This window comes from Bradyrhizobium neotropicale (assembly GCF_001641695.1).
GTDB lineage: Bacteria > Pseudomonadota > Alphaproteobacteria > Rhizobiales > Xanthobacteraceae > Bradyrhizobium > Bradyrhizobium neotropicale.
This window is the reverse complement of record NZ_LSEF01000041.1, coordinates 1-26,818: the sequence shown is the minus strand read 5'-3', so window position 1 is coordinate 26,818 and position 26,818 is coordinate 1. Positions and strand designations below refer to the sequence as shown.

Genomic DNA, 26,818 nt, shown 5'->3' with positions numbered 1-26,818 from the left:
GCGCTCGGGCTCTCGGGCGCGACTCCGCCGCATGCGAGGAGAAGATGCGCTGGCCAATCGATGGTTTCAGGGCATGCAAGAGAGCTTCTCGTCTCTGTTCATCCGCTATCCGATCGGCACGTCGCTGCTGATGGCGGGCATCCTGTTCGTGGGCCTCGTGGCCTACCCGCTGCTGCCGGTCGCACCCCTGCCCCAGGTTGACTTTCCAACCATCCAGGTGTCCGCCTCGCTGCCAGGTGGCAGCCCCGAGACCATGGCCTCCTCGGTCGCGCAGCCGCTCGAGCGCCAGCTCGCGCAAATCCCCGGCATCACGCAAATGACCTCGACGAGCTCGCTCGGCTCGGCGTCGATCACCATCCAGTTCGATCTCAACCGCCTGATCGATGCCGCCGCCAACGACGTGCAGGCCGCGATCAACGCTGCAAGCGGCCAGTTGCCGAAGAACCTCCCCTCGCCGCCGACCTATCGCAAGGTCAACCCGGCGGATTCGCCGATCATGATCCTGTCGGCGACCTCGGACACGCTGCCGTTGACCACCGTCAGCGACCGCACCGATGCCCAGCTCGCGCAGCAGATCAGCCAGCTTCCCGGCGTCGCGCAGGTATTCGTCGGCGGGCAGCAGAAGCCTTCCGTGCGCATCCAGGTCGATCCGGCCAAGCTCGTCGCCAAGGGATTGTCGCTGGAGGACGTGCGCAGCCAGATCGCGATCGCGACCTCCGACGGCCCGAAAGGCAACATCGACGGCCCGACGCGCGCCTACACCATCTACGCCAACGACCAGTTGCTCGAGGCGGCGCACTGGCAGGACGTCATCGTCGCCTACCGCAACGGCGCGCCGTTGCGGGTCCGCGACATCGGCGAGGCTGTGGCAGGTCCCGAGGACATGAAGACGGCCGCCTGGGCCGATGGCAAGCGCGGCGTCTTCCTGGTCATCTTCAAGCAGCCAGGCGCCAACGTCATCGAGACGGTCGAGCGTATCAAGGCGCAGCTGCCGCGACTGATCGCGGCGATCCCGCCGGCGATCAAGATCAAGATCATCAGCGACCGCACCATCACCATCCGTGCCGCGGTCGAGGACGTGCAGATCACGCTCATGATCACCATCGCGCTGGTGGTCATGGTGATCTTCGTCTTCCTGCGCAGCTTCTGGGCCACGATCATCCCGAGCATCACCGTGCCGCTGGCGCTGCTGGGCGCCTGCTCGCTGATGTGGGTGTTCGGCTATTCGCTGGACAATCTGTCGCTGATGGCGCTCACGATCGCGGTCGGCTTCGTCGTCGACGACGCCATCGTGATGCTGGAGAACATCACGCGCTATGTCGAGCGCGGCGAGAGCCCGCTCGCCGCCGCTTACAAGGGCGCGGCCGAGATCGGCTTCACCATCGTGTCGATCAGCATCTCGCTGATCGCCGTGCTGATCCCGCTCCTGCTGATGGGCGGCATTATCGGCCGGCTGTTCCGCGAGTTCGCGGTGACGCTGTCGATGGCGATATTCGTCTCGCTGGTGGTGTCGCTGACCCTGACGCCGATGATGGCCTCGCGCTTCCTGCGCGCCGACCGCGAGGCGCGGCACGGCCGCTTCTACCAGTGGAGCGAGCGGATGTTCGAGCGCCTGCTCGGCGCTTACGAGCGCGGCCTGGACCTCGCGCTGCGGCACAGCCTCGTCACGCTTCTCATCTTCTTCGCCACCGTCGCACTCTCGGCTGTGCTGTTCATCCTGATCCCGAAGGGCTTCTTCCCGCAGCAGGACAACGGCTTCCTGACCGCGGTCTCCGAGATGCCGCAGGATATCTCCTTTGCCGAGATGAAGCGGCGGCAGGAGGAGCTCAACGCCATCGTGCAGGCCGACCCTGCCGTCGATTCGATCGCAATGTTCATCGGCGGCGGCGGCACGGCGCTGAACTCGGGACGCATGTACATCACGCTGAAGCCGATCGCGGAGCGCGACGCCAATGCGCAAGCGATCATCGCGCGGCTGCGGCCGAAGCTCGCCGAGGTCGAGGGCGCCCGCCTCTACATGCAGGCCTCGCAGGACGTCCGCCTCGGCGGCCGCGCCACCCGTACCCAGTTCGAGTTCACGCTGCAGGACGCCAATCTCGCCGAGCTGAACGAATGGGCGCCGAGGATCCTGGCGAGCATGAAGAGCCTGCCGCAGCTCCGCGACGTCGCCACCGACCAGCAGACCGAGGGCACGACGCTACAGCTCACGATCAACCGCGACACTGCCGCGCGCTACGGCATCCAGCCGCAACTGATCGACGACACGCTCTACGACGCGTTCGGCCAGCGCCAGGTCGCGCAATATTTCACCCAGACCAACAGCTATCACGTGATCCTCGAGATCACGCCGGCCCTGCAGGGCAAGCTTGACACGCTCGACAAGCTCTACATCAAATCACCGCTGACCGGCGAGCAAGTGCCGCTCTCGGTGATCTGCAGCTGGACCAACGAGCCGGTTCGGCCGCTCGCGATCGCGCATCAGGGCCAGTTTCCGTCGGTGACCATCAGCTTCAACCTTGCCGAGGGGGTGGCGCTGGGACAGGCGACGGATGCCGTGCTGCGTGCAGTCGGCGAGATGGGCGCGCCGCCGACGCTGGCCACGAGCTTCCAGGGCACCGCACAGGCGTTCCAGCAATCGCTGAACACCGTGCCGATGCTGATCCTCGCTGCGCTCGTCGTCGTCTACCTGGTCCTCGGCGTCCTCTATGAGAGCTACATCCACCCGCTGACCATCCTCTCCACGCTGCCGTCGGCCGGCGTCGGCGCGATCGCGATCCTGATGATCTTCGGCTTCGATTTCAGCCTGATCGCCCTGATCGGGGTCATCCTCCTGATCGGCATCGTCAAGAAGAACGGCATCATGATGGTGGATTTCGCCATCGTCGCCGAGCGCGAGCAACATCTGACGCCGGAGCAGTCGATCCGCCAGGCCGCGCTGCTGCGCTTCCGCCCGATCATGATGACGACGATGGCGGCCCTGCTCGGCGGCGTGCCGCTGATGCTCGGCCACGGCACCGGCGCCGAGATCCGCCAGCCGCTCGGCTACGCCATGGTCGGCGGTCTCCTGGTGAGCCAGGCGCTGACGCTGTTCACGACCCCGGTCGTCTATCTCTATCTCGACCGCTTCTCCAATTTGCTGTCGCGCTGGATGGAGAAGAAGCCGGAAGCGGAGGCCGAGAGGGATGAGCGAAAGGACGCGGCGGAGTGAGCCTCGTTGCGAGGAGCATAGGCGCGCCTCAGTTGAGGTCGTCATGGCCGGGCTTGACCCGGCCATCCACGCAGAGCCGCGTGTGACAAAAGACGTGGATGCCCGGGCATAGGCGAGCGGAAGCGACGCCGTCCTTCAGACGGCTGTGCCCGGGCATGACGACGGAGTACGTGGCGAGCTTTCGCCTAACCGCCCAGCCCCTGCAGCACCAGCCGGTTCAGCCGGGCCGCGAACGCGGCCGGGTCTTCCGGCAATTCGCCATCGAGGATCTGCGCCTGCTCGAGCAGGAGCAGGCTGAGATCGTCGACCACCTCTGAGCCGGCCTGGGCCCTGGTGATCGCCGCCACCATCGGATGGCGCAGGTTGATCTCCAGGATCGGCCTGGTGCGCATGCCGCGGTTCTGCTGCGCCAGGATGCGCTCCAGCTCGCGGCTTGGGCCCTCGGTGCTGGCGACGAGACAGGAGGCGGAGCTGGTGAGGCGCGTCGACGCCTTGACGTCGCTGACGCGCTCGCCGAGCGAGGCCTTGATCACGGCGATGGTGGAAGCCTCATCGGCGGCCGGCTCGTCCTGCTTCGCCTCGTCGTTCTCGTCGAGGCGCGGGATCAGGTCGAGATTGAGGTCACCCTGGCTCAGCGACTTCAGCGGCTTGCCGTCGAACTCCGTCGGCATCGAGGTCCAGAAGGCGTCGACGGGGTCGGACAGCAGCAGCACCTCGATGCCGCGCGCGGTTGCCGCCTCGAGCCGCGGATTGGACTTCAGCCGCTCGATGCTGTCGCCGACGAGATAATAGATCTCGGTCTGGTTCGGCTTGAAGGCTGCGACGACGTCCTTGAGCGAACGCTTCTCGCCGGCGGTCGTGGTGAAGCGCGACAGCGCGAGCAGCTTTTCACGGCGCTCGAAATCCTCGTAGATGCCTTCCTTGAGAACCGAACCGAACGCGTCCCAGATCTTGGCGAAGGCCTCCACGTCCTTCTCGGCGAGGCTCTCGAGCTCGTTGACGACGCGGGTCGCCACCGCCTTGCGGATCTGTGCGAGCTGCGGATTGTTCTGGAGCATCTCCCGCGAGATGTTGAGCGGAAGGTCCTCGCTATCGACGACGCCGCGGACGAAGCGCAGATATCCCGGCAACAGATCGGCATCGTCGGTGATGAAGACGCGCCGGACATAGAGCTTGACGCGGCCCTTGCGTGAGGGCTCGAACAGGTCGAACGGCTTGGCCGACGGCGCGAACAGCAGAACCGCGTAGGAGTAACGGCCTTCCGCGCGATAATGCAGTGTCATCGCGGGATCGTCGAAGGCCGAGGCGATCTGTTGATAGGCCTTCTTGTAGTCCTCCGCGGTCAGCTCGGATTTCGACCGCTGCCACAGCGCGCTCGCCGAATTGATCTGGCGCGGCTCGCCCTCTTCCGGTACGAGTTCGATGGGAAACAGGATGTTGTCGGAATAGGCGCCGACGATGCGCTCGATCTCGTAGGTCTCGAGGTATTTCTTCGCGTCGTCCTTCAGGTGCAGCACGATCTCGGTGCCGCGCGTCACGCGACCGGCGTCCTCCTCGCCGGCGCGGGCGATCTCGAAGCCGGAGCCGCCGGAGGAGGTCCAGGTCCAGACGTCGCTCTCGGCGGCGTGGCGGCTGATGACGACGATCTTCTCGGCGACCATGAAGGCGGAATAGAAGCCGACGCCGAATTGGCCGATCAGGCCGAGGCCGTCCTTGGCCTCCTTCAGCTTCGCCACGAAGGCCTTGGTGCCGGAGCGGGCGATGGTGCCGAGATGGTCGATCAGCTCCTGCCGCTCCATGCCGATGCCGTTGTCGGCGATCGTGAGCGTCCCGGCGGCCTTGTTCGGGGCGATGCGGATCTTGAGCGCATCGCCCTCACCCAGCAGCGCCGGATTGGCGATCGCCTCGTAGCGGAGCTTGTCGCAGGCGTCCGACGCGTTGGAGACGAGCTCGCGCAGGAAGATGTCGGTCTCCGAATAGACCGAGTGCACCATCAGGTGCAGGAGCTCCGAAACCTCGGCCTGGAAGGGCTGCGTGTGTGCAGCCGTATCTGTGGTCGTCATGCGTTTACCCGGTCAAATCGAAGGGAAGAAACCCGGGATATAGCGCGATGAGACGGGGGATCAAGAGGATGTGATGGGGGGTCTTACCCTCCCCTGGAGGGGAGGGTTATCAAGCGGCGGCGGCTGGCCAACCCAAATCACGCCGGCTGAAGCACCTGCGCCTCGCGCCGCGGTGAGAACACCAGCGCCACCAGCACCGCCGCAAGCGCGATGCCGGAGGCACCGAGGTAGAGCCAGGCGTAGCTGTTGTTGGCGTCGAAGATGCGTCCGCCGGCCCATGGACCGAACGCCATGCCGATCGCCGAGACCATGGTCAAGGCGCCGAACACGGTGCCCATGATGCGCTGGCCGAAGGACTCCCGCGCCAGCACCGCATAGAGCGGCATCACGCCGCCATAGGCCGTGCCGAACACGACCGCGATCGCATAGAAAGCCTCGAGGCGGTTCACGAACAGATAGACCGCGATGCAGACGGATTGCACCAGGAGCCCACAGATCAGCACCGGCTTTGCGCCGAAGCGGTCGGCGAGCAGGCCGAGCAGCAGGCGTCCGCCCAGCCCGGAGAGGCCCTCGACGCTGTAGATCGACACCGCCGCAAGCGGCGCGATTCCGCAACCGATGGCATAGCTCACCATGTGGAAGATCGGTCCCGAATGCGCGCCACAGCACAGCAAGAAGGTCAGCGCCAGCACGATGAATTGCGGCGAGCGCAGCGCTTCGCCGACGCTGAGCCTCGGCTCGTCGACGGCACGCGCTGGCCCCGATGGGAGTTCTGCAGGCGCGCGCCGCACCAGCAGCGCGGCAGGGATCAGGAGGACCCACGCGGCGATGCCGATCGTCATCATCGCCGTGCGCCAGTCATAGGTCGAGATCAGATAGCGCGCGAACGGCGAGATCGTCATCGGCGCGACGCCCATGCCGGCGGAGACGAGCGACACCGCAAGGCTCCTGCGCTTGGGCTCGAACCAGCCGGTGGCGGCCGCGATCATCGGCGCGAAGAAGGCGCCGGCGGCGAGCCCGACCAGCACGCCATAGGTGAGCTGGAACGAGACGAGCGACGTCGTCCCGCTTGCCAGCACGAGGCCAAGCCCGAGCAGGCACGCGCCCGTCAGCGTGACCGCGCGCGGACCAATGCGATCGGACAGCGCGCCCCAGCCGAAGCCCGCCGCGCCCATCACCAGGAAGTCGATCGTCATCGCACTCGAAATACCGGTCCGCGACCAGCCGGTGTCGGCCGACATCGGCTGGAGATAGACCGCGAGCGAAAACATCGCGCCGATGCCGACGCAGGTCATCAGGGCCCCGCAGGCCACGATCACCCAACGATAGGAGTTCATGTCGTTCCCCTTTGCAGAAGTTGCGCTGGCTCCAAGACGAACGGGCCTGCGGGAAATCGACAGGTCGATATGCGAAATTTTTCGTCGTCCGGGCGAGCGGACTAACGTTCACGCAATCGCTACTCGGATAGGGCGGTCGTTGCCGCTAAAAGCAGCGCCCCTGATTCCAAAAGCCATTTTTCGATGAAACCGTCCGTCCAGGCGAACCTCGCCGCATTTCAGCATGATGCCCGGCTCTATTTGACGCTCGGGATTGCCAACTGGTCTATCTTCATCGACCACATTCCGAACAATGTTGCCAACCTGCTGACATTGCGCAATTTCGGCTTCAGCGGCGCCGCCGACCTGTTCGTGTTCGTGGTCGGCTATGGCGTTGCCATCATCCACGGCAGGATGGCGCTGGAGCGCGGCTACGTCGTCGCGGCGACGCGGATCTTCCGCCGTGTCTGGCGGCTCTATGCCGCCTATGTCGTGCTGTTCGTGATCTACATCGACACCATCGCCTATGTCGCCTCGCAGTCGATGGCGCCGGAGATCATCCACGAATACAACATCTCCGGCATCCTGGAGCATCCGCTGCGGATCCTGGTGCGGGGACTGGTGCTGCAGGAAGAGCCGCTGAACCTCGACCTTCTGCAACTGATGATCCCGCTGATGGCGTTCTTTCCGTTCGCGCTGTGGGGTCTGTTGCGGAGTCCGAACCTGACGCTTGCGGCATCGGTCGCGCTGTATGTCGCCGCGCGCTGGTTCGACTGGAGCTTTCGCCTCTATCCGGACCAGGAATGGACCTTCAATCCGTTCTGCTGGCAGATGCTGATGGTGCTGGGCGGCTGGTTCGCCGTGACCGGCGCGCCCGGCCGCGCGCTGCACGGCATGGCCTGGCTGCGCGCACTCGCTGGCGCCTATCTCGTGTTCGCGATGGCATTGATGCTGATGCGGCATTCGCCGGCGCTCGCCGCCTACCTGCCGGATTTCTTGCTCAACGGCATCTCGCCGACCGACAGGGAGAACCTCGCGCCCTACCGCGTCGTGCACTTCCTCGCGCTCGCCTTCCTCGCCACGCATTTCGTGCCGGCCGACCATCCGGCCTTGCAATGGAAGTCGCTGCAGATGGTCATCAGATGCGGCGAGGAGTGGCTCGCGGTGTTCTGCGTCGGCGTATTCCTGTCCTTCGCCGGCCATCTCATCCTGATCACCGGACCCAATTTGGTGGTGATGCAGATCGTCGTGAGTCTCGCCGGCTTCGCCGCCATGACCGCGGTCGCCTATTACATCGCCTGGTCGAAGCGGCAAGACCTGCCGGCAGCCCTGCGGCAGCGCGCCTAACCGCCCGGCCTGCGCGCCCGGGCCAACGGCTGCGGATGCCGATCGTCGCGGCTCAGGCGATGGCCGCGATATATCGCTCCACCGAAGCGGCAAACGCCGCCTTGGCGCCCACCGCGATGTTGCGGCCCCACCAGGCGCCGTAGATGCGGTCGAATGCGAGCGGCGCGACCGCGGTGGCGATCCGCCGTGCCGCGGCCGCGTTGAGCGGCATATAGTTCGGATAGGAATACATGAAGCTGACGAAACGTCGGTCCATCGTCACCTGCGCGATGTCGCCGGTGAGCAGCGCGCCCTTGCCGTCCGCGCCGCGCGACCAATGCAGCATGGTGGCGCCGGCGAAATGACCGCCGGTGCGCAGGAGCAGCACGTCGTCCGAGATGCGCTGGCTGTCTGTCGTCCAGTGCACGATCGACGGATGCGGCCGCGTCACCCACTGGCGATCGTCTGCGTGCAGATAGACCGGAACGCCGCCGAACGCTTCGCTCCAATCGGCGAGCGCGCCGTAGTAATGCGGATGGGAGATCGCGATCGCCTTCAGCCCGCCGAGCGAACGCACCTGCGCAACCGCTGCCGGGGTCGCCAGCGGCACGCAGTCCCACATCACGCAGCCGTCGCCGAGCGGCACCAGCAGCGCGCGCTGCCCGATGGCAAAGCTCGGCTCGAGCGCGAGGCCGGTGAGGCCGAGATCCTCACGCCAGACCAGCCGGTGACGTTCCGCTAACGCCTCGCGGGTGAGGAAGGTCTGCCCCTTCCAGTTCACATATTGGCGCTCGTCCTCGCAGATCGGGCAGGAGGTCGGCGGCGTTCCGCTATCGGGGAATTGCGCGCCGCAGGTTTCGCAGGTCCAGAGAGGCATGGCGTGATCCGAAAGAGACGGGACAGCAATGAGGTGACACCGCGACGCTTCGATCGCAAGGGGGAACGGAACCAACTCGATCAGCGCCAGTTGACTTTTTATCCGCGCCGGCGCGATCGACCGGAGCTCACATCACCTTTGCACGGGACCCAATTCGTTTTGGCAGCATTGCGTTCAGCGTCTCGATGACATCGCGCTCCCCCTCCCGGCTCCGTCTCTGGCCCCTGTTCGCAGTCAACTTCTTCATGGCCGACATGCAGTCCGGCATCGGGCCGTTCGTCGGCGTATTCCTGCAGGAGCGCGGCTGGGCGACCGGGCTGATCGGCACAGCGCTGACGATCGGCAACATCGCGGGCATGCTGATCACCACGCCGATCGGCGGCTTCATCGATGCCAGCCGCAACAAGCGGCTTTGGGTCGTCATCCCCGGCATCTGCGTCGTTCTGGCCTCGGCGATCATCCTGATCTCGCAGAACTTCTGGGCCGTGACTTTCTCGCAGGTGGCGCAGTCGCTCGCGAGCGCTGCGATCGTGCCGGCGGTGACCGGCATCACGCTCGGCATTGCCAAGCAGAAAGGCTTCAATGCGTTGAACGGCCGCAACCAGGCGTTCAACCACGCCGGCAACATGGCCGGCGCAGCCCTGTCGGGCTATCTCGGCTACAAGTTTGGCTATGTCTCGGTGTTCGTGCTGGCGGCGGCATTCGGCGCCATCGCGATCGCCTGCGTGTTGATGATTCCGGCGAAGGCGATCGACGACCGCGCCGCGCGCGGCAGCAAGGAGGACGATCCTGATCACCCGCCGGACGCCCTCACCATGCTGCTCAGGCACAAGCCGTTGCTCGTGCTGGCGGTGGCACTTGCGCTGTTCCAGCTCGGCAACGCCGCGATCGTGCCGCTCTATGGACTTGCGGCGGTGGCCGAGAGCCAGGCCAACGGGCCGAGCTTCGTCGCGACCACGATCGTGATCGCGCAAGGCGTGATGATCGCGACCTCGCTGATCGGCATGCATGTTGCGGGCAAGCGCAACTATTGGCCGGTGATCCTGGTCTCCTTCATGTTCCTGCCCGTCCGCGGCGTGCTCGCGTTCTTCCTCACGGGGTGGTGGGGGGTCGTGCCGATGCAGGTGCTCGACGGCATCGGCACCGGACTTCAGACCGTCGCCGTCCCCGGCATGGTCGCCCGCTCCCTCAACGGCACCGGCCGCATTAACCTCGGCCAAGGCGCCGTCATCACCGTGCAGGGCGTCGGCGCCAGCCTCAGCCCCGCGCTCGGCGGCTGGATCACACAATGGATCGGCTACGGTCCCACCTTCCTGCTGCTCGGCTGCTTTGGGCTGGCGTCGATCGCGCTGTGGCTGGCGTTTGGGGCAGCGGTGAAGAAGTATTAGCGAACGCGTTTCGGCCGACCACACGCTTCATGTCGGATCATTTCGCGTGCACCTCAGCGCGATTCGACCGTCAGGCGCCGCGTCTCCTCTTCGATTGCCATCCCGGCAGCGGACTCACGCGAGCTCGACTTCATGAAGGCATGCGCGGGGAACAGAATGATACAGCCCACTCCGACCGCAAGGTGCACCCACTTCGCAACCGCTTGGGTCTCCTCACCGCCGTAGTACAACACAAGCGCGGTGACGCTCAGAATGGCCATGGTCGCGGTCACCGCAACGCCGGTAATGATGTTTTGTCGGCGCAGCCATCCCGCCCTGACATGAAGCGGCAGAAGCGAACCGACGATCACCAGAAGCGCGTAGGACGTGACGCCATGCAGCATGAGGAGAATGCGAGCGGGCTCGCTCCAATCGTCAGCAAGGAGATCATGGAAGATGAACCACAGCAGGCCCGACAGACCGACCATGGTGACCGTGAAGAGGACTGCCGTCTTCTGCCAGGGTCCGAGACGCATGATTCAGACCGCCCTGCCCTTGATTTCACCCGAGGCCGTGACGAAGGCCATCGCTCCGAAGCGCCCAAAGCAGGCGGCATGCGGATCGCGGAGTTGCACCAGGACCTTGGTCAAGGCGTCGGCCAGCAGACACGTCGGAGCGACCACTGAATAGGCTGCACCCTCAGGATCGGATGCGAACGTTGCCGCCGGCGCAGCCTGCACACTGCCCTTGCGCACGGTCGCCCCAGCCGCAGAGGTGGCGATCGCGGCGTTGCGCAGGAGCCCGACCCGCAGCAGGTGTCGCTCGTCATCCGGACAGCGAATGTGGACGGGCTGTGGCGTCTCACCCATCACCCGCATGTCGCCGCCGGCATTGACCAGCGCGTCGCGAACGCCATGGGCTCGCAACGTCGCGACGGCGCGGTCGACCGCAAATCCCTTGGCAATACCTCCAAGGTCGATGGCGATCCTCGTCGAAAACCTGATCGCCGTGGCGGAAACGCACTCGAGCGCCGCAAATGTCCCGCGCTCGAGCTGGTCGAGGCCCAGCGAGGGCAACAGTCCGCGCTCAATCGCTTCATGGCCGACCGCGCAATCGAACAGGCCGTCGGTCGCCTGGTATAGCTTGCGGGCTTTGCGCAGGACCTTCATCGTCCAGGGATCCACAGCCACCGGCGCGGATGCGGCGTGGCGGTTGAGACGCGAAATGTCGCTGTCCGGGTCGTGAAAGCTCATCAGCCGATGGACGCGCTCGATTGCCTCGAACGCATGCGCGATAGCTCGATCTAGCGCCGAATCGACAAGGCCGTTGGCCTCGATCTCGACGAACGTCCCGAGTAGCGGGCGTGCCCGCCTCATCCGCTGGCCTTCAGGCCCTGGAGGACCCGCTTCACGCCGTCAGTGATGTGCTTGGACGACAGCGTCGCGCCGCTGATGTTCTTGATGTCGGCACCGAGCTGCAGCGGCGAGTTCGCGCTCTTGCCGACGAACTGCGCGCGCCACGATGCGTCGCGAACCTCGTAACCATAGGATTCGCGGTAGTCCATAATCTCGATCTGCTTGACCGTGCCGTTCGGGTTGATGCCGATCGCAACCGTGATGTACTCGTGCTTGCCCACGACGCGCTCGACGACGAAATAGCCGCCGTTGGACGTCCACCAGGTATTCGGCTTGCCGGTGCTCGTGAACGAAGCACCGGGGAAGATCGCCCGCTGCGCCTGCTCGACGCTGAAATAGGTCGTCGCATAGGCCGAGGTGCTGATAGCGGCAACCGGCAGCCACACCCAATGACTTGCTTTCATCACATCACCTCAGAACGTATAGCCGGCCTTGAATCGAAAGCGGAATCGCTCGAAGTCGTTGTCGAGCACCAGATGGTTCACCAGCGTGCCCGGCACGGTATCCGTGTGCACGCTCGCCCACGGCATTTGCCAGAGCGCCGTCGCCGTGAAGAAGAAACGTTCTCCGCCGAAATGAATGGTGGGGCCGAGGTAGTAGCCACTGTTCGACATGTGACTGAAATCAAAGCTGTTGTACTCGCGCTCGTTCAGGAATTCGAAGCCGGCGGACCAATTCTCGATGAAGCGGTAGGAGACGCCGATCCCGAAATTGACGTCAGTCTCCTCCTGCCAGTTGAGCACCGTCGGATTGTCGTCACTCGGAACGTTCCGGTATTCCGGCGCGTAAGTGAAGTTCACCGCAATGGTCAGCAGGTCGTCGAAGAAATTCTTCTGCAGGATAACTTTGTTTTCCAGCTCGAAGAAGTTCTTGCCGATGGTCGGCTCGGTGTAGAGCGCAAGGCCGATGCCGTCGGTATAGGGACTGAGAATGCGGTAGATCAACTCACCGGAAACGCCGGTGAAGCGTTTGGCGTTGAAGAAATCATCGGGCCCCGCATTGTAGTCCGCGAACTGCTCGGGCGGCGTCGTCGCGTTGAAGGGACCGTTGTGATAGGCCTGCGTCCAGGCATAGTTGAGGTAGATCGCGCCTTGCAGGTTGCTGGCAAGACCATACTCATACTCGGTGCGCCCTTCGATCTGATCGTAGGTTCCGCCGTTCTTCTGATGCCGCCACGTCATCCATTGCTCGACCTCGGACTTGCCTTGGGGCAAGAGGTCAGTGGTGTAGACGAAAGCGAAAATCGATTCTTCGGCGGAGGCGGCCGAGGCGACCGTCGCGAGCATCGCGGCAAGCACGGCCGCACGGGCTGCGTGGCCCGTGCATACGGGCATCCGGCGAACCGCCTCGAACGTAGCGTTGCGCTGTTGCCCAGCTGTTTGAGATTTGAACAGGTAATTCATTCCAACCATCGCCCCCTTTTTCGGGTTCGTGCCAAGACCACTTCCAGAGATCGGTTCTGTGGCTGGCTTCCTCCGCTCTCGCAGAGGTGGCTGGCTGAAAACGTGACCTGCATTGACTTCGTGCCGGCGGGAATTCCCCAAATCCCCGCCCGCTATTTCGTCAGGATGAGCTTGCCTGCAGCCGTGAGCTGCAGGCGATAGATCTCCTCCTCGTGCTGAATGACCAAGAGCCGCTCGCCTCCCAGGAGGTCTCGACTGCTGACCGTTCGCGGCGCGCGCGCCGCCGGCTGTGCAGCGTCCGTGCGATTGTCTTCAACAGATTTGTCCGCCATCGACGTTTCGTAAGCGCCCCCATCGGCCAGCCGACATCGCTCTTCGCCGACGCGCAACCGCCGGCGGACTCGCCTGTCTGGATTCCAGAGTTTCGGCCCAACTCGTTCTCACAGCGCCCACCCCAGGCCTGCGAGCCGTTCGCTCGGTTGATGACCGCAATAAACTGCGAAGTGAGGTTGAGACAATATGCCCCAGCTAGAATCAATCTAACAATCGATGCGGAACGATCGCACGTTTCCAATTGTTGCTGGCCTGCTCCGCCAACGGGATCAACTAGATAAGATTGCCGAACGACGGCAAAGCACCATCGCGCCGACGGTCAAGCCGGCCGATTTGGAAATCGTCTAAATGAGAGGCGAGGCGCGAACGTGCCCACACCTCAAGACGACACTGCGCGTCTCACGTCCCGAAATTCTTCTGGATCGCCTTGTCGAGCGTCTCGCCGCCGACGAAGCGCTGGCGCAGCTCGCGCTTGAGCAGCTTACCGCTGGGGTTCTTCGGCAGGCTGTCGACGAAGATGACGCGCTTGGGCACCTTGAAATGCGCCATCTGGCCGGCGCAGTGCTTGATGACGGCGTCCTCGTCCAGCTTTTCGCCGCTCTTGACCACGACGATCGCGGTCACCGCCTCGATCCAGCGCGGATCAGGCAGACCGACGACTGCAACCTCGGACACCTCCGGAATGCGGTAGACCATCTCCTCGACCTCGCGGCTCGCGACATTCTCGCCGCCGGTCTTGATCATGTCCTTGACGCGGTCGACCACGGTGATGTGGCCCTCGGCGTCGACGGTCGCGAGATCGCCGGAGTGGAACCAGCCGCCGGCAAACGCCGCCGCCGTCTTCACGGGATCGTTGTAATAGCCGGAGAGCAGATGCGGCGAGCGGTGCACGATCTCGCCGACCTCGCCGACTTTCACATCCTCCATCGCGGTATTGACCACGCGCGTCTCGACGTTGAGCACAGGCTTCCCGGCGGAGCCGGCCTTGCGCAACTGGTCCTCGGGCCGCAGCACGGTCGCGAGGGGCGCGATCTCGGTCTGGCCGTAGAAATTCCAGAACTTGACGTTGGGCAGGCGGCGCTGCAGCTCGAGCAGCACCTCCACCGGCATGATCGAGGCGCCGTAATAGCCCTTCTGCAACGTCGACAGGTCGGTCTTGTCGAAGTTCGGCGAGCGCAGCATTGCGATCCAGATCGTCGGCGGCGCGAAGAAGGAGGTGATTCTGTGCGCCTGGATCAGCGCCAGGATATTGTCCGCGGTCGGCTTGCCCGTGATCACGCCGGAGGCGCCGAGATAGATTTGCGGCCCCAGGAAGACGTCGAGCTGGGCGCAATGATAGAGCGGCAGCGCGTGCAGATATTTGTCCTCGACGCTCATGCCGCCGTCGATGATGCAACTGACATACTGCCACATCACGGCCTCATGGGTCAGCATCGCTCCCTTGGGCAGCGATTCCGTGCCGCTGGTGTAGACGATCTGAGCGAGGTCGCGGCTGTCGACGGAAGCCTCAAGGAACGAGCCGTCGGCGATCAGAAGTTCGTCGAAGGTGGTGAGGCCCGCGGGCGCCTTGGCCGGATCCTCACCCGGCAGCCAGATCATCTTCTCGACCGCGCATTCCTTGGCGGACGCGGCACGTGCGGGCTCGACGAAATCCGGACCGGTCGCGAGCAGCTTTGCGCCGGAGCTCTTCAGGATGAAATTGATCTCGTCCGGATTGAGCATGAAGTTGATCGGCACCAGCACCGCGCCGATCCGCGCCACGGCAAAGCGCAGCGCGGCGAAGGCATGCGAATTGCGCGAGAGCACCGCGAGCCGGTCGCCCTTCTTCACGCCGAGACCGAGCAAGCCGCGGCCGAGCCGGTTACAGATCGCGTCCAACTCCGCAAAGCTCCAGCTCACATCGCCGCAGCTCACCGCGAGCTTGTCCGGCTCGCGGCCCGCCGAGCGGCGCAGGAGATCGCCGATGGAATGCTCGCGGGCTTTCGCGATGGTGGCTGTGATGTCGCCGGTCATGTGTCCCTCCGTTTGATGTCTTTATTTGCTAGATTTCGTTGAATTCTTGCGGCTTGTCTTTTCTTGCGCATGATCTTTTCGGAAAACCGCTTCACACTTTTCCGGATCATGCGCTATCTGCGCCGGGCCGCCTGCGCGTGCTCCATGTACATGTGCTCGACCGAGCGATCGAGGTTCGCGATCTTCTCGAAACCGCGCCGCCAGTCCTGCAAATGCCGGCGCGTCCACAGCACGCCGGCCTCGCGGTCGCGGCGGCGGATCGCGTCGATGAGATGGCGATGCGCCGCGACGAGGCGCGGACCGCCTTCGGCAACGCCGGTCACGATCATCTCGGTGGTCGGATAGAACAATTGCGCGGCCGGCTCGCGCGCGAGCTGAAGCACGCGGTTCTGCGACGCCTTCGCGACCAGCACATGGAATTCGGCATCGCATTCGGCGAGCGCCGCGGGATTGCCGACCACGGCCTCGCTGCGCGCGAGATTGTCGGTGAGCTCTGCGATGTTCTCTTCCGTCGCCCGCTCCACCGCCCCCTCGATGCTCGCGACCTCCAGCGTCATCGAGGCCTCGTAGAGCTCACGGAACGTCACCTCATGCAGCACCAACGCCCGGCTGAGGCGGCTCGCGAGCTTGCTGTAGCGCGGCAGGCAGGCGTGCAGACGGCGCGAGGAATCGCGGCGGATCAGCCCGCCCTCCTCCAGCACGCGAATGCCTTCGCGGATGGTCGAGCGGTTGACGCCGAACTGCCGCACAAGGTCGTGCTCGGTGCCGATGGGATCGCCGGGCTTGATCCGGCCATTGACGATCTCGCGTTCGATGGCGTCGGCGACCTTCTGATAGGCCGGCGCGACATCGATCGGACGAAACAACGGCGCGACGGCCAAACCGACCTCCCAATGGCGATTGTCCGACAAACTATAGGATCAGTCGGAAAGCGCGTCAAATAGCGTCACGCATACTGCAGATGCAGCAAATTGACTCTGCCGGAACCCGACTCTAACTTTGTCGGACAAAGGGACAGTATAGTCTCACACAAGAGGAAACGCTTCCATGAGACCCATCGCAGCACTCGTTTCTGCGGCCGGCCTGCTGTCGGCCGCCCTGATCAATCCCGCGTCCGCCCAGCAGACCCCATTGAAGATCGGCGTGCTGTCCGACTTCTCGTCGGTCTATTCCGACATCGGCGGCATGGGGAATGTCGAAGCCACCAAGATGGCCATCGAGGACTTTGGCGGGCAGATGTTCGGCAAGCCGATCGACATGGTCTCTGCCGACGTGCTGAACAAGCCGGACGTCGCCGCCTCGATCGCCCGCAAATGGTGGGAGACCGAGGGCGTCGACATGATCATCGACCTGCCGACCTCGGCCACGGCGCTTGCGGTGATGGAGCTGTCGAAGCAGTACGAGAAGGTGATGATCGTGACTGACGCGGCGAGCTCCGACATCACCGGAAAGTCCTGCTCCCCCTACACCGCGCACTGGACCTACGACACCTATGCCAACGCGCACACGGTCGGCAGCGCCATCGTCAAGAACGGCGGCGACACCTGGTTCTTCCTCACCGCCGACTACGTGTTCGGCCATTCGGTCGAGCGCGATACCGGCGACGTCGTGAAGGCCGCCGGCGGCAAGGTGCTCGGCAGCGTCAAGCATCCGCTCAACACGGCCGACTTCTCCTCGTTCCTGCTGCAGGCCCAGGCCTCCAAGGCCAAGATCATCGGACTTGCCAATGGCGGCGGCGACACCATCAACGCGATCAAGCAGGCCGGCGAGTTCGGCATCGTCGCCGGTGGCCAGAACCTGGCCGCGATCGTGATGTTCATTTCCGACGTGCACAGCCTGGGCCTGAAGCTCGCGCAGGGGCTGATCATCACCGAGGCCTATTACTGGGACCTCAATGACAGGACCCGCGCCTTCGGCAAGCGCTTCCTGGAGCGCGTCAAGCGCATGCCGACGATGAACCAGGCCGCGACCTACAGCGCGACGCTGCATTACCTCAAGGCGGTGCAGGCCGCGGGCACCAGGGACACCAAGACGGTTATGGCCAAGATGCGCGAGCTGCCGGTGCGCGACGCCTTCACCGACAACGGCGTGCTGCGCGAGGACGGCCGCATGGTGCACAGCATGTACCTGTTCCAGGTCAAGAAGCCCGAGGAATCGAACAGCCCGTGGGACTATTACAAGCTGCTCGCCGAGGTCCCCGCCGACCAGGCCTTCCGGCCGCTGAAGGACGGCGGCTGCCCGCTGGTGAAGTAAGATCGCGGGCAATGCCCGCGTGCCCGCCCCCACACGGGTTCGATCTCAGAGCTTATGCCCCTTCTGGCGCAGCGCCTCGATCAGGCGCTGCTTCAGCTCATCGGCGGCCCTCTGGCTGACATCCTGGGCGATCTGGGCGCTCGCTTGCGCCAGCGCATCCGACTTCGACAGAAGCTTCTGCCCGGCCGGTTGGGCGTAGAAGGCCTCGATCTGGCGCAGCTCGTCGATGGTGAAACTGGCGGCGTAGACGGCGGCCATCTGGTCGATCATCGACGCGAAGAACGGCGCATAGATATCCGCGCCAGGTGCCGTCATCGCATCATAGTCGCGCTCGATCTCCGGCCTGTCCTGCGCGACCACGGGCCTCAGCTTGAGCAGGAGCTGCGGCAGCAGCGCACGATACTGGTCCGCGATCCTAAGCGTGACGACGAGCTTGCGCGCTGCGCTCATCGCCTCGGGCGACGGCGTCTCGGCCGACGCCCCGCAGACGAGGAGCAGGAGGATGCCGGCGATCGTGAGCAAACGTCTGGACATGGACCTCTCCAAGAGAATGCAGGCCGAATGCAGGCTGGCGCCGCGACGCCTTCAGCGGCTCGCAGGCGCCACGGTAGCGGTCGCGGCCGGCGCGGCCTCGGCCAGGGCTTCAGGCTCCTCGACCTCAGCCACGTTCACGAACAGGTTCGGCACCCGCTTGGCGCGGTCGAGCAGCCATGCGGCACCGATCATGATGACGATGCCGGCAATCGAAACCGCAAGCTGCTCCCATACGCCCTTGGTGTACTGGGTCAGGATCCAGTGCGCCGAGAACGACAGGAACACGCCGAGACAGAAGATCGGCAGCGAATGCTGGCCGCACAGGATGACGGGCCGCAGCCAGACCGTGTGCAGCGCCTTCCATTTGCGCGAGACGAAATAAGTCACCCAGATCGCCAGCGCCAGGAAATGCGTGAAGCGCAGCATGTCGAGGTCGGTCTTGTCGATCGGGTAGATCGCCTTGATCATCCATTTCGGGATCAGTGCCTCGAGCGCGTGGATGTGCCAGGTCATCACGATCAGCAGGGCGAAGATGATCCAGGCGGCAGCCAGTCCCATCGTCGCCTTCGACCAGACCCATGTTGCGATCCTGTCGATCTGGCCGGTGCCGCACCAGGCTGCGAACACGAACATGAGCTGCCAGCAGAACGGGTTGAAGTACCATTTCGTGCCGGGCGGATAGGAGGCGACGTTCCAGTCGAACCAGCGTGACAGCACGTAGAGCACGACGGACGCGGCGAGCGTCAGGTTCGGCCGTCGGACCAGGCCCCAGACGATGAAGGGCGAGGCAAACACCAGCGTGATGTAGAGCGGCAGCACGTCGAGATTGACCGGCTTGTATTTCAGAATGATCGCCTGCCCGATCAGCTCGTCCGGATGCGCCAGGAAGTTGAACACGTTGAACTCGTGCTCATACATCGGATTGTCGAAGCGGCGCGCGGTGCGGGCGATCTGCGCCGTGAACAGCAGGAACAGCATGATGTGGGCAACGTACAGCTCGGCCGCCCGCCGCCACAGCCGCTTGAGGGCGGCGAGAAACCAGCCGCCGGCGACGATCGGTCCGTAGATCCAGCCGACCAGATAGCCCGAGATGAAGACGAAGAACTCGGCGGCGTCGCTGAAGCCGTAATTGCGCAAGGTCAGCCAGGCTACGACGTCGTGCGGGATGTGATCGAGGAAGATCATCCACAGGCCGATGCCGCGGAAGAGATCGAGCCGCAGATCGCGCTCGATCGGAGACAAGAGAGCCGACTGGTCCCGTATGATCATGGCCCCGCCTCTTTCGGTGGGCGTCGCGCCGTCGCGGCGCCGGCAAAATGGGATGCTAAAAAAGCTTCGTCAATAAAACACCTAGCCCTTCGGGCAGCAGCCAACGGTACCCCACCTTGGCGTCGGCGCAAGGGTCTTTGTCGCCGTGACGGGAGCCGGAACGGCAGGGCTTCCATAAAATGTCGAAAACAACCCCATGCAAAGTAGCCGCGGCCCGTTAGGGCCTTGTGTCGCCGGCGAAACCCATTTGACACGTCGGGCAAAACACCGGCACGATGGTAAGATCACACGCCAAGCCGGGAGAGAGCGGGTCAGATCAGCTCATCGCCACGGACGGGCATCTCGTTCAGCATCGCCTCTGCCCTCTGCCTGAGCGGGAGCGCGCCGCTCTCGGATGCAATCGCGATCGTCGCGCGCAGGGCGGAAAGGATCGCCGCCTTGTTCTCCGCGCTCGATGGCGGCGTCACCGTGGCTTCGCCGAACAGGGCTTCGGCCTCGAGGCCGGAAAATCCCTGCTGACGCGCCGTGTTGCGCGCCTCGCGCAACATGTTCTGCGCGGCCTGGGTATCGCCGAGGCGGCTGGTGGCAAGCGCAAGGTAGATCGAGCTGCGCAGGACCGCCGAGGTATAGCCGACCGCCTTCGCCTCCTCGCGCGCTTCGGCCAGCATGCCGCGCGCCCGGTCGAACAGGCCCTGCTCCAGATAGGCCATGCCGAGATGGCAGGCGAGCACCGGCACGAACAGCCGGATGCCGTGCTTCTGCGCCAGCACGAAACCCTGTTCGAGAATGGCAGCGGCCGCCGCCGGATCGTTCCGCCCCAGCATCAGCCAGCCGCCGCTATAGGCTGCGGCGACACGGTCATAGGGACGGTTGGTCTCTTCCGCGATCGCGGCCGCCTGCTGCTGGAGCTGCTCGGCGGCATCGAGCTCGCCCATGATGATGTGGGTGAAGCTCATCATCATGCAGCAGAGCACGAGCAGGTTTTTGGGCGCCGTACCGATCGGGGCACGGGGCTCGGGTCCCGCCAGTTGTTCGTGGGCCCGCGCGACGGTTCGTTCGGCATCGCGGTAGCGGCCGGCGAGGAAGTAGGCCTGCCCGAGACCATATCGGGCGAGATTAAGCCAACCCGGATTGCCCCACTGTTCGGCCAGGCGGACGACCTCCTCGCCAACCGCGACCGCATCGACTGGCGTTCCATAGAAATTCTGAGCACCCGCTCCGACCGTCATGGCGGCGACCTTGCGACCGATGTCATCGATTGCGTCGGCGCGGCGCGCGGCCTCCTTTCCGAGGTCCAACCATTCCGCGACGTGACCCGACGCGATGAACGCCGCGCGCGCTTCCATCCGTAGATCGATGGCATCCGCCTCCCGCAAGGGCGTCATCGGCGTCTTGTCGAGCGAGCCCATCGCGATCTCGAAATAGTTGGCCGCATCGGCAAAGGCCGAGCGGCTCAAGGATTTCCGCCCAGCGTCCGTGCCGTGGCCAAACGCCTTTTGCCAATCCTTGGCCCGCACCGCGTGATAGCACAGCGTATCGGGCTCATCGGCGCACGTTCCGTCCGTCTCGAACGTTGCAAGGATGCGCGCATGAATGTCTTCGCGCACCTTTTCGACCATCGAGTCATACGTCACCTGACGAACCATCTCGTGCCGAAACTCGAGCGCGTCGCCCAAATCACGATCGATCCCGACCAGCAGCTCGGTGCGATCGAGCGCGGCAAGGCTATCCTGCAGGACCTTCTCGGGCAGCTTCGCAATCTTCCGCAGCATGGCAACGTCCAATCGCGACCCAAGCGCTGCGGCGATCTGGAGAAGGGAACGTTCCTGCCTCGACACGCGATCAAGGCGCGCCGCAATCACGCCCTGGATGCTCGTGGGGATGCCGAGTTCATCTATCGGACGCACGAGCGCGAGATCGCCCCATTGACCGCGAAGCGTTCCGCTGTCCTTCAGCCCGCGGCAGACCTCCTCGATGAAGAGAGGCACATTGGCCGTATGCGAAATGATCCGGTTCTTCAGATCGGCGTTCGCAACGGAGGGGCCGAGCATGTCGGCCAGCATGGCAAGCCCCGAATCATCGTCGAGGGGCCGCATCGCGACGACCTCCGCGCGGCACCGCGCGATCCAGACCGGCATGCCGTTAGGCCTGGAGGTGAGGAGCACGAGAAGGCCAGGCATCTGCAGCGAAGCAATCGCGGCCACGACCGCATCGCTGGCCCGGTCGATCCAGTGCAGGTCCTCGAGCAGAACCACCGTGCGATGGTGACGCGTCATACTCTCGACGATTGCGCAGCTCGCATCGGAAATCGCGCGCCCCCGCGCATGAGGCTCCAATTCGGTCCACTGCGGCTCCGATATCGGCAGATCCAGCACGGCATCGAGGGCGCATCGCTGGATCAGCGGCCGATCGCCCCGGGGGTCTCCTGAACCGTCCGGATTCCTCGCGGCCGCATCCAGGATCGAGAGCAGCAGGCGCTTGAGTGTACTGAACGGCGCGCCCTGAAGGTTCGGGCTGCACTCGGCGTCGATCAGGCGCCAGCCATCGGCCTTGAGCTCCTGGGCAAACTCGTGCGCCAATCGCGACTTTCCGATACCGGCGTCGCCCAGCAGCAGGACTGTCTGACGGCCAGTACCGACACGTTCCGCAGCGCGCCCCAACAGCGCTCGCTCCGTCGTGCGATCGACGAACCGTGAAATGCTGCGTGCTCGTCGCACGCGCCAGCTCGAAAGATCGCTGGCGCCGACGATGCGGTAGACCGGCAGCGGCTGGCTGAATCCGCGTAGCGCCTTGCCGCCGAGAAACTCGAAACGAACATGTCCGTCCGCGAGCTTCTGGCAGGCTTCCGACACGTAGATCTGATTCGCCTCGGCCTCAGCCTCCAGCCGCGCCGCGAGATGCTGGGCGGCCCCGCCGATCTCATAGACCTTGGAAAACTCGCTGGCGACCATGTAGGCGACGACGTGGCCGGAGTGGAGGCCAACCCGCACCTGCAGGCCGGGATCGCCGAGGCCGGAGACGCGCCGGACGAGTTCGATCGCCGCATGGCAGGCGAGCGGCGCATGGTTGTCGTCCGCGATCGGTGCACCGAACACCGCCGCAAGCCCATCACCCAGCTCCTTGCTGACGATGCCCCCGAACTGGCGCACCGCGCCTCTCATCGCGGCCAAGGCCGGCTCCAGGCGCGAGACAGCGTCCTCCGGCTCCAGCTCGGCAACAAGCCCGGTGGAATCGATGACATCGGCGCGGAGGATGGTGACGAATCGGCGTTCGCTATCGGGATCGGAGCGTCGCGTGATCGCCCCGCATATGGGGCACCAGCGATCGCCCGGCTCGATCGTCGACTGACACGCGGCGCAATGCATTCCTGTGCCTTCAAAGGTCACGATGGCCTTCTCTGCCGGCCACCGCCCGCGAAGAGCTTCGATCAAGATGACCTATCGGGAAACGCATGGCAATCGAACTTGCAGGGATGCACACCTGCGTCAGCGAATGGTAGCGCTCTGGACGAAGCACATTCTTGAGTGGTACCGTTCCTTGCGCAAAAAAAATGGCGTCGCGGGCACTTGGGGGGCATCGAGGCTTTTATTCCGGCCGACGAGCTTTGCCGGGCTGCACGTTTTCCCTGATTGATTTGATTGCATCGAAGGACAAGGTGATGGGCGGAAGGGTGTACAACGGCAAGTCATTTCGAGACTTGATGAACAGTAATTACTTTCCTTTGGAGAACATGAAAAAGAGCGTCGCGAAGCTCAAGGCATCGGACGACATCGACCTGCCGACTTTGGAATACGGCCAGTACCACCTGATTTTGACTCCGGCCTCGAAGTGGCCGCAGGGAAGCGCCAAATACTGGCACAAGGAGAAGGGTCGGGCTCGCGTCGACCTCAGCACCCAGCCGAACACGATCCCGCTGTCCAAGGATGAGCCCGGCGTCGTCCCCCTGACGCGATGCGATCTGCTCGATGCCTGCGTCCGGAAATGCTTCAATTCCGAGCCGCCGATTCCGATGAAGACCAACATCATCACCCACGAGGCAAGCGACGCCTATGCCCACCGGCACGAGATCCGGCTGGAGTGGGAGTACGACAAGGGCGAGGACAAGGCACCGACGCTGCTCTATCTGACGATGGTCTGTCCGCACAGACCCTGACCTGCGGCTGCGGGGCGGAAGCGTCCGTTTCAGTCAAACAATGAGGTTCGTCGCCACTGCCGTGCGCGCCAGGCGCATGAGCCTTGTGCGACGGACCTCCCCCCACTTGGCTCTTCCCGTCAGCCCGTCAGCCGCCTCGTAGGGTGACCTGGCGCAAGGCCGCGGCTGTCCACACGGAAATGATGCAGCGCACCCGTTGGACCTCCCGTCACCGGGCTGTCGCACGAAAATGATTCGCTACCTGAAGGTGTGCACACGAGTCGCTTCCTCGAGGCGACCGTTGCGCTCGTTTGACAGGAGCAGCCGATGCCCGTTGGACTGTTGGAAGTCGAAGGCACGATCGATGTCAGCCAGTTCTGGCCGGAGGGACGCTCGGACGCCGACACCACGAAGGTCGTTGTGAGCATCGCGGCTGAGGCGATCCGCTTCCGCAAAAGCAATGCTGCGCCGTTTCAGCCGACCCACGTCTTCGACAACGCCAAGGTCAAGGGCCGGACCGCGACGGCGCCGATCAAGAACGGCAAGCTCACCATCCGCCTTCAGGGCATCGACGCGCCGGAGCTGCACTATCAGCCGTCCCCGCTTTCGACTTCCGAGAAGAAGGGGCTGACCGCGGCCAAGCGCGAGGCCTATCACGAGGTCACGCATCCCTACCGGCAATTCCTCGGCGCGACGACGAGCAAAGCGCTGCATGATTTCCTCGCCGGCACCGGCGAGGCGACGCTCGCCTGCCGCGTCTTCACCCATGTCGATACGCCGAACGAGGTGTTCGACACATATGGGCGGCTGGTCGGCGACATCGAGGTGACGGTCGGCGGCAAGAAGGTCGACATCAACCACTGGCTGGTCGAACAGGGCTTTGCTTATCCGACGTTCTACTCCTCCATGAACGACGATGAGATCGAGGCCTTCCTCGCGCTCGCCAAGACCGCGCGAACCAAGAAGCTGCCGGTCTGGAAGAACCTCGCCAAGACCATTCCCGCCTTCGACTTCGACCTGCGAGAGCCGAAGAAGAACGAGACCAGCGTGCTCGCGACCGACAAGGGCCCGGTGATCCTGCCGAAGCTCTACCGGCGCTACACCAACTGGTCGGCGCGCAAGAAGGCCAAGATTACGAGCCAGAATTTCCAGAAATTCCTGGCGACGGGGTCCGGCGGCAAGCCCGACACCTGCTACGAGACCAGCGACTTCCTGGCGAACGGCGTGCACGCGGCGACGCCGCGCAACTTCGCCGACTTCGTCGAGGGCGGCAAGACCATCAAATTCCAGCCCGACAGCCTGGTCTTCGGTGAAGCGCCATCGTCGCTGGTCGACGCGAACGGCAAGCCGATTACGACGTTTTGAGGACGCCCGAGCCGCAAAACAAGAATGGCCCGCGCGAGGCGGGCCATTTTCCCATCAAGGCCGCGAAGGTCCCCTTCGGGACAGCCCTTGAAACGTAGTCCCGCAGGCGCGTTATTGTCCGAACTTGTAGCTGACCCTGACGCGCGCGACATCTGTCGTCAGCTGATTGCGAACGACGCAGTTCGGGTGCGCGAAGAACGGACTGGCGCAGGCATTGCCGCCAGCTGCAGTTACAATATTCGCATCACGATCCCGATAGATCGTGTGAAGGAATTCACCGCCGACGATCCAGTTGTTGCTCAGGGCGAACTCGACACCCGCTCCGATCACCCCACCCCAGAGCATGCCGCTGCGGTTGGCAGTGGTCCCCGTAGGAGCGCCGAGACTCGGACTGAACACGTTATTGTTGAATTCGATTCCGGTCTGCTCAACGTCGGCCCAGGCAGCACCGCCGGTTACATAAGCCAGCGCGTTGTCGACCACCAAGCCGGCGCGGCCTCGGATCGTTCCGCTGACGTCAGCTTCTCTAATCGGCCGTTTGAGGTCAAGCACTTTCAGACTATCCGCCACTGCAGTGTCGATGTCGCTCACGGGCTCGCGCTTCTCTTCGGAATCGGCACCAGGGCCCTTCCATCATGGGATTCGAGGACGAAGTAGAACAATCTTTTGCGCGGCCTTGTCGTTAGTTTGAACGACAGGTTCAAGCGGACATGCGAACTCACCTCATCCATCGTCCCGCGAGGGACATCTTTCCACTGCTGGGTGGATCTCGAGTTTCCTCCTATCGGCTTTGATCCTGAACGGTTTTCATGCTGCTGTCGCGGTTGGCTCCCGGGTCCACCGGAACTCGGTGCCATCGACCCATATGCGGTGCATGATGACGGCCAGCCGACGGGCCAGGGCCACGATCGCCTTCTTCATTCCGCGACGCCTGGCGATCTGCATGGCCCAGGCCTTGAGCCAGGACCATTTCTTCGAATGCAACATGCTCTGCGCTGCTTCGTAGAGCATCACCCGCATCATCTCATCCCCGCAGCGCGATATCCTGCCGCTCCAATCGATCTCGCCTGATTGATATCTGGAGCTCGTCAGCCCAAACACTGCCCCGACCGACTTGGATTTTCGGAATCGGGCTGGCACATCGACGGTCGCGCGATAGGTCAGCGCCACCACCGGGCCGACACCGGGGGTCGTCATCAGGCGCCGGCACACCTCGTCGTCGCGCACGATGGCCAGCAAGCGGCGGTGCAGGATGATGATCTGTTCGCGTAGCGCCCGCCGCACGACGAGCAGCGGTTCCACCAGGATCGCCAAGTCGGGAATAGTCTCGACAAGCTCCTGGATGCGGGCCTCGAACCTCACCATTCCGACTATGCCCACCTTGAGGCCGAAGTTACGCAAAGTCCCTCGCAGATCGTTCTCGATGGCGATGGCCTTCGACTGCAATAGCTTGCGATGGGTTAGCAGCATACGCAGTTTCTGGCTGCGTAGCGTCTTCACATGCACCGGGCGATACACTCCCACCCGCATCATCTGAGCGATGCCGCGCGCGTCATTGCGGTCGGTCTTGTTGATCTGCGCCTTCAGCACCGCCTGCATGTGCCGAGTCTCCACACAGATCACTGGTAACTCGGCTTCGGCGAGAGCGCTGAACAGCCATTGCGATAACGGCCCGGCTTCCAGTCCGATCCGCTTGAAGCGGTAGGCGGGATTCCCCAGAACCTTCAGAAGCGCTTGGGGCTCACTCGCCACCTTCACTTCCTTCAAGATCTTGCCCGTATCATCCAAAATGCAGACACTCGTCTCCTTGACCGATACGTCCAGTCCGGCAAAATGGTCCATGCTGCGCTTCTCCTGATGCTTGAGGCCGTCACCACGGACCTCGTTTTCACCATCAGCCTGAAGCGCAGCACCTTAAATATTCAGCTATCCACAAGCTGGGCC

Annotated in this window: 21 protein-coding genes; 6 read left to right on the top strand and 15 right to left on the bottom strand. The window is 63.9% G+C overall.

Features of this window, described 5'->3' with window-relative positions; translation table 11 throughout:
- Nucleotides 1-73: 73 nt before the first annotated feature.
- Entirely contained in the window at nucleotides 74-3,208 is a 3,135-nt protein-coding gene (locus AXW67_RS12735) for a multidrug efflux RND transporter permease subunit (protein WP_063678165.1), read from the top strand.
- A gap of 185 nt (nucleotides 3,209-3,393) precedes the next feature.
- On the opposite strand, the gene htpG is transcribed toward AXW67_RS12735, so the two are convergent.
- On the bottom strand, nucleotides 3,394-5,271 hold the full coding sequence (gene htpG / locus AXW67_RS12730; protein ID WP_063678164.1) for a molecular chaperone HtpG: 1,878 nt from the start codon (nucleotides 5,269-5,271) through the stop codon (nucleotides 3,394-3,396).
- Between the two features lie 137 nt (nucleotides 5,272-5,408).
- Nucleotides 5,409-6,608 carry an MFS transporter gene (locus AXW67_RS12725; RefSeq protein ID WP_063678163.1) on the bottom strand — a complete coding sequence of 400 codons (1,200 nt, stop codon included), beginning with the start codon at nucleotides 6,606-6,608 and terminating at the stop codon, nucleotides 5,409-5,411.
- A 183-nt stretch (nucleotides 6,609-6,791) separates the two neighbouring features.
- Between AXW67_RS12725 and AXW67_RS12720 the strand changes: the two genes are divergently transcribed.
- Entirely contained in the window at nucleotides 6,792-7,934 is a 1,143-nt protein-coding gene (locus AXW67_RS12720) for an OpgC domain-containing protein (RefSeq protein ID WP_063678162.1), read from the top strand.
- Between the two features lie 52 nt (nucleotides 7,935-7,986).
- Here the strand turns inward: AXW67_RS12720 and AXW67_RS12715 are convergent, their stop codons facing one another.
- The gene (locus AXW67_RS12715; protein WP_063678161.1) at nucleotides 7,987-8,790 is read right to left on the bottom strand and encodes an MBL fold metallo-hydrolase; all 804 of its coding nucleotides are present in this window, start codon (nucleotides 8,788-8,790) and stop codon (nucleotides 7,987-7,989) included.
- A 185-nt stretch (nucleotides 8,791-8,975) separates the two neighbouring features.
- Between AXW67_RS12715 and AXW67_RS12710 the strand changes: the two genes are divergently transcribed.
- The gene (locus AXW67_RS12710; RefSeq protein WP_027555587.1) at nucleotides 8,976-10,178 is read left to right on the top strand and encodes an MFS transporter; all 1,203 of its coding nucleotides are present in this window, start codon (nucleotides 8,976-8,978) and stop codon (nucleotides 10,176-10,178) included.
- Nucleotides 10,179-10,231: 53 nt separating this feature from the next.
- Here AXW67_RS12710 and AXW67_RS12705 read toward each other — a convergent pair whose 3' ends face one another.
- The 7 genes from AXW67_RS12705 to AXW67_RS12675 form a co-directional block, all read right to left on the bottom strand.
- Nucleotides 10,232-10,693, bottom strand: coding sequence for a hypothetical protein (locus AXW67_RS12705; protein ID WP_063678160.1), 462 nt, complete (start codon nucleotides 10,691-10,693; stop codon nucleotides 10,232-10,234).
- Nucleotides 10,694-10,696: 3 nt separating this feature from the next.
- Entirely contained in the window at nucleotides 10,697-11,533 is an 837-nt protein-coding gene (locus tag AXW67_RS12700; protein WP_063678159.1) for an FAD:protein FMN transferase, read from the bottom strand.
- The gene (locus AXW67_RS12695) at nucleotides 11,530-11,976 is read right to left on the bottom strand and encodes an FMN-binding protein (protein WP_063678158.1); all 447 of its coding nucleotides are present in this window, start codon (nucleotides 11,974-11,976) and stop codon (nucleotides 11,530-11,532) included. Before AXW67_RS12695 ends, AXW67_RS12700 begins: the two co-directional genes overlap by 4 nt.
- 9 nt (nucleotides 11,977-11,985) lie before the next feature.
- Complete coding sequence (locus AXW67_RS12690; RefSeq protein ID WP_201723664.1) at nucleotides 11,986-13,116, bottom strand: DUF6662 family protein; 1,131 nt, start codon at nucleotides 13,114-13,116, stop codon at nucleotides 11,986-11,988.
- A gap of 11 nt (nucleotides 13,117-13,127) precedes the next feature.
- Nucleotides 13,128-13,307 (bottom strand): hemin uptake protein HemP, encoded by a 180-nt coding sequence (gene hemP / locus AXW67_RS12685; RefSeq protein WP_063678156.1) that lies wholly within the window; start codon nucleotides 13,305-13,307, stop codon nucleotides 13,128-13,130.
- Between the two features lie 400 nt (nucleotides 13,308-13,707).
- Nucleotides 13,708-15,321: an acyl-CoA synthetase gene (locus tag AXW67_RS12680; protein ID WP_063678155.1), complete on the bottom strand. Its 1,614-nt coding sequence runs from the start codon at nucleotides 15,319-15,321 to the stop codon at nucleotides 13,708-13,710.
- Nucleotides 15,322-15,434: 113 nt separating this feature from the next.
- Nucleotides 15,435-16,202, bottom strand: coding sequence for a FadR/GntR family transcriptional regulator (locus AXW67_RS12675; RefSeq protein WP_063678154.1), 768 nt, complete (start codon nucleotides 16,200-16,202; stop codon nucleotides 15,435-15,437).
- Between the two features lie 166 nt (nucleotides 16,203-16,368).
- On the opposite strand from AXW67_RS12675, the gene AXW67_RS12670 reads away from it, so the two are divergent.
- Nucleotides 16,369-17,574 (top strand): ABC transporter substrate-binding protein, encoded by a 1,206-nt coding sequence (locus AXW67_RS12670; protein WP_063678153.1) that lies wholly within the window; start codon nucleotides 16,369-16,371, stop codon nucleotides 17,572-17,574.
- Between the two features lie 45 nt (nucleotides 17,575-17,619).
- Here the strand turns inward: AXW67_RS12670 and AXW67_RS12665 are convergent, their stop codons facing one another.
- From AXW67_RS12665 to AXW67_RS12655, 3 genes are all read right to left on the bottom strand, one after another.
- On the bottom strand, nucleotides 17,620-18,108 hold the full coding sequence (locus tag AXW67_RS12665; RefSeq protein WP_063678152.1) for a DUF2059 domain-containing protein: 489 nt from the start codon (nucleotides 18,106-18,108) through the stop codon (nucleotides 17,620-17,622).
- A gap of 51 nt (nucleotides 18,109-18,159) precedes the next feature.
- Nucleotides 18,160-19,377 (bottom strand): OpgC domain-containing protein, encoded by a 1,218-nt coding sequence (locus AXW67_RS12660; RefSeq protein WP_063678151.1) that lies wholly within the window; start codon nucleotides 19,375-19,377, stop codon nucleotides 18,160-18,162.
- 311 nt (nucleotides 19,378-19,688) lie between these two features.
- The gene (locus tag AXW67_RS12655) at nucleotides 19,689-22,742 is read right to left on the bottom strand and encodes an ATP-binding protein (RefSeq protein WP_063678233.1); all 3,054 of its coding nucleotides are present in this window, start codon (nucleotides 22,740-22,742) and stop codon (nucleotides 19,689-19,691) included.
- A gap of 293 nt (nucleotides 22,743-23,035) precedes the next feature.
- Between AXW67_RS12655 and AXW67_RS12650 the strand changes: the two genes are divergently transcribed.
- Nucleotides 23,036-23,530 carry a hypothetical protein gene (locus tag AXW67_RS12650; RefSeq protein ID WP_063678232.1) on the top strand — a complete coding sequence of 165 codons (495 nt, stop codon included), beginning with the start codon at nucleotides 23,036-23,038 and terminating at the stop codon, nucleotides 23,528-23,530.
- 306 nt (nucleotides 23,531-23,836) lie between these two features.
- The gene (locus AXW67_RS12645) at nucleotides 23,837-24,874 is read left to right on the top strand and encodes a thermonuclease family protein (RefSeq protein WP_063678150.1); all 1,038 of its coding nucleotides are present in this window, start codon (nucleotides 23,837-23,839) and stop codon (nucleotides 24,872-24,874) included.
- 111 nt (nucleotides 24,875-24,985) lie between these two features.
- On the opposite strand, the gene AXW67_RS12640 is transcribed toward AXW67_RS12645, so the two are convergent.
- Together AXW67_RS12640 and AXW67_RS12635 are read right to left on the bottom strand one after the other, a co-directional pair.
- Nucleotides 24,986-25,465: an outer membrane protein gene (locus tag AXW67_RS12640; protein ID WP_082907871.1), complete on the bottom strand. Its 480-nt coding sequence runs from the start codon at nucleotides 25,463-25,465 to the stop codon at nucleotides 24,986-24,988.
- 216 nt (nucleotides 25,466-25,681) lie between these two features.
- Nucleotides 25,682-26,716, bottom strand: a complete 1,035-nt coding sequence (locus AXW67_RS12635) for an IS110 family RNA-guided transposase (protein WP_063676386.1) — start codon at nucleotides 26,714-26,716, stop codon at nucleotides 25,682-25,684.
- Nucleotides 26,717-26,818: the final 102 nt, after the last annotated feature.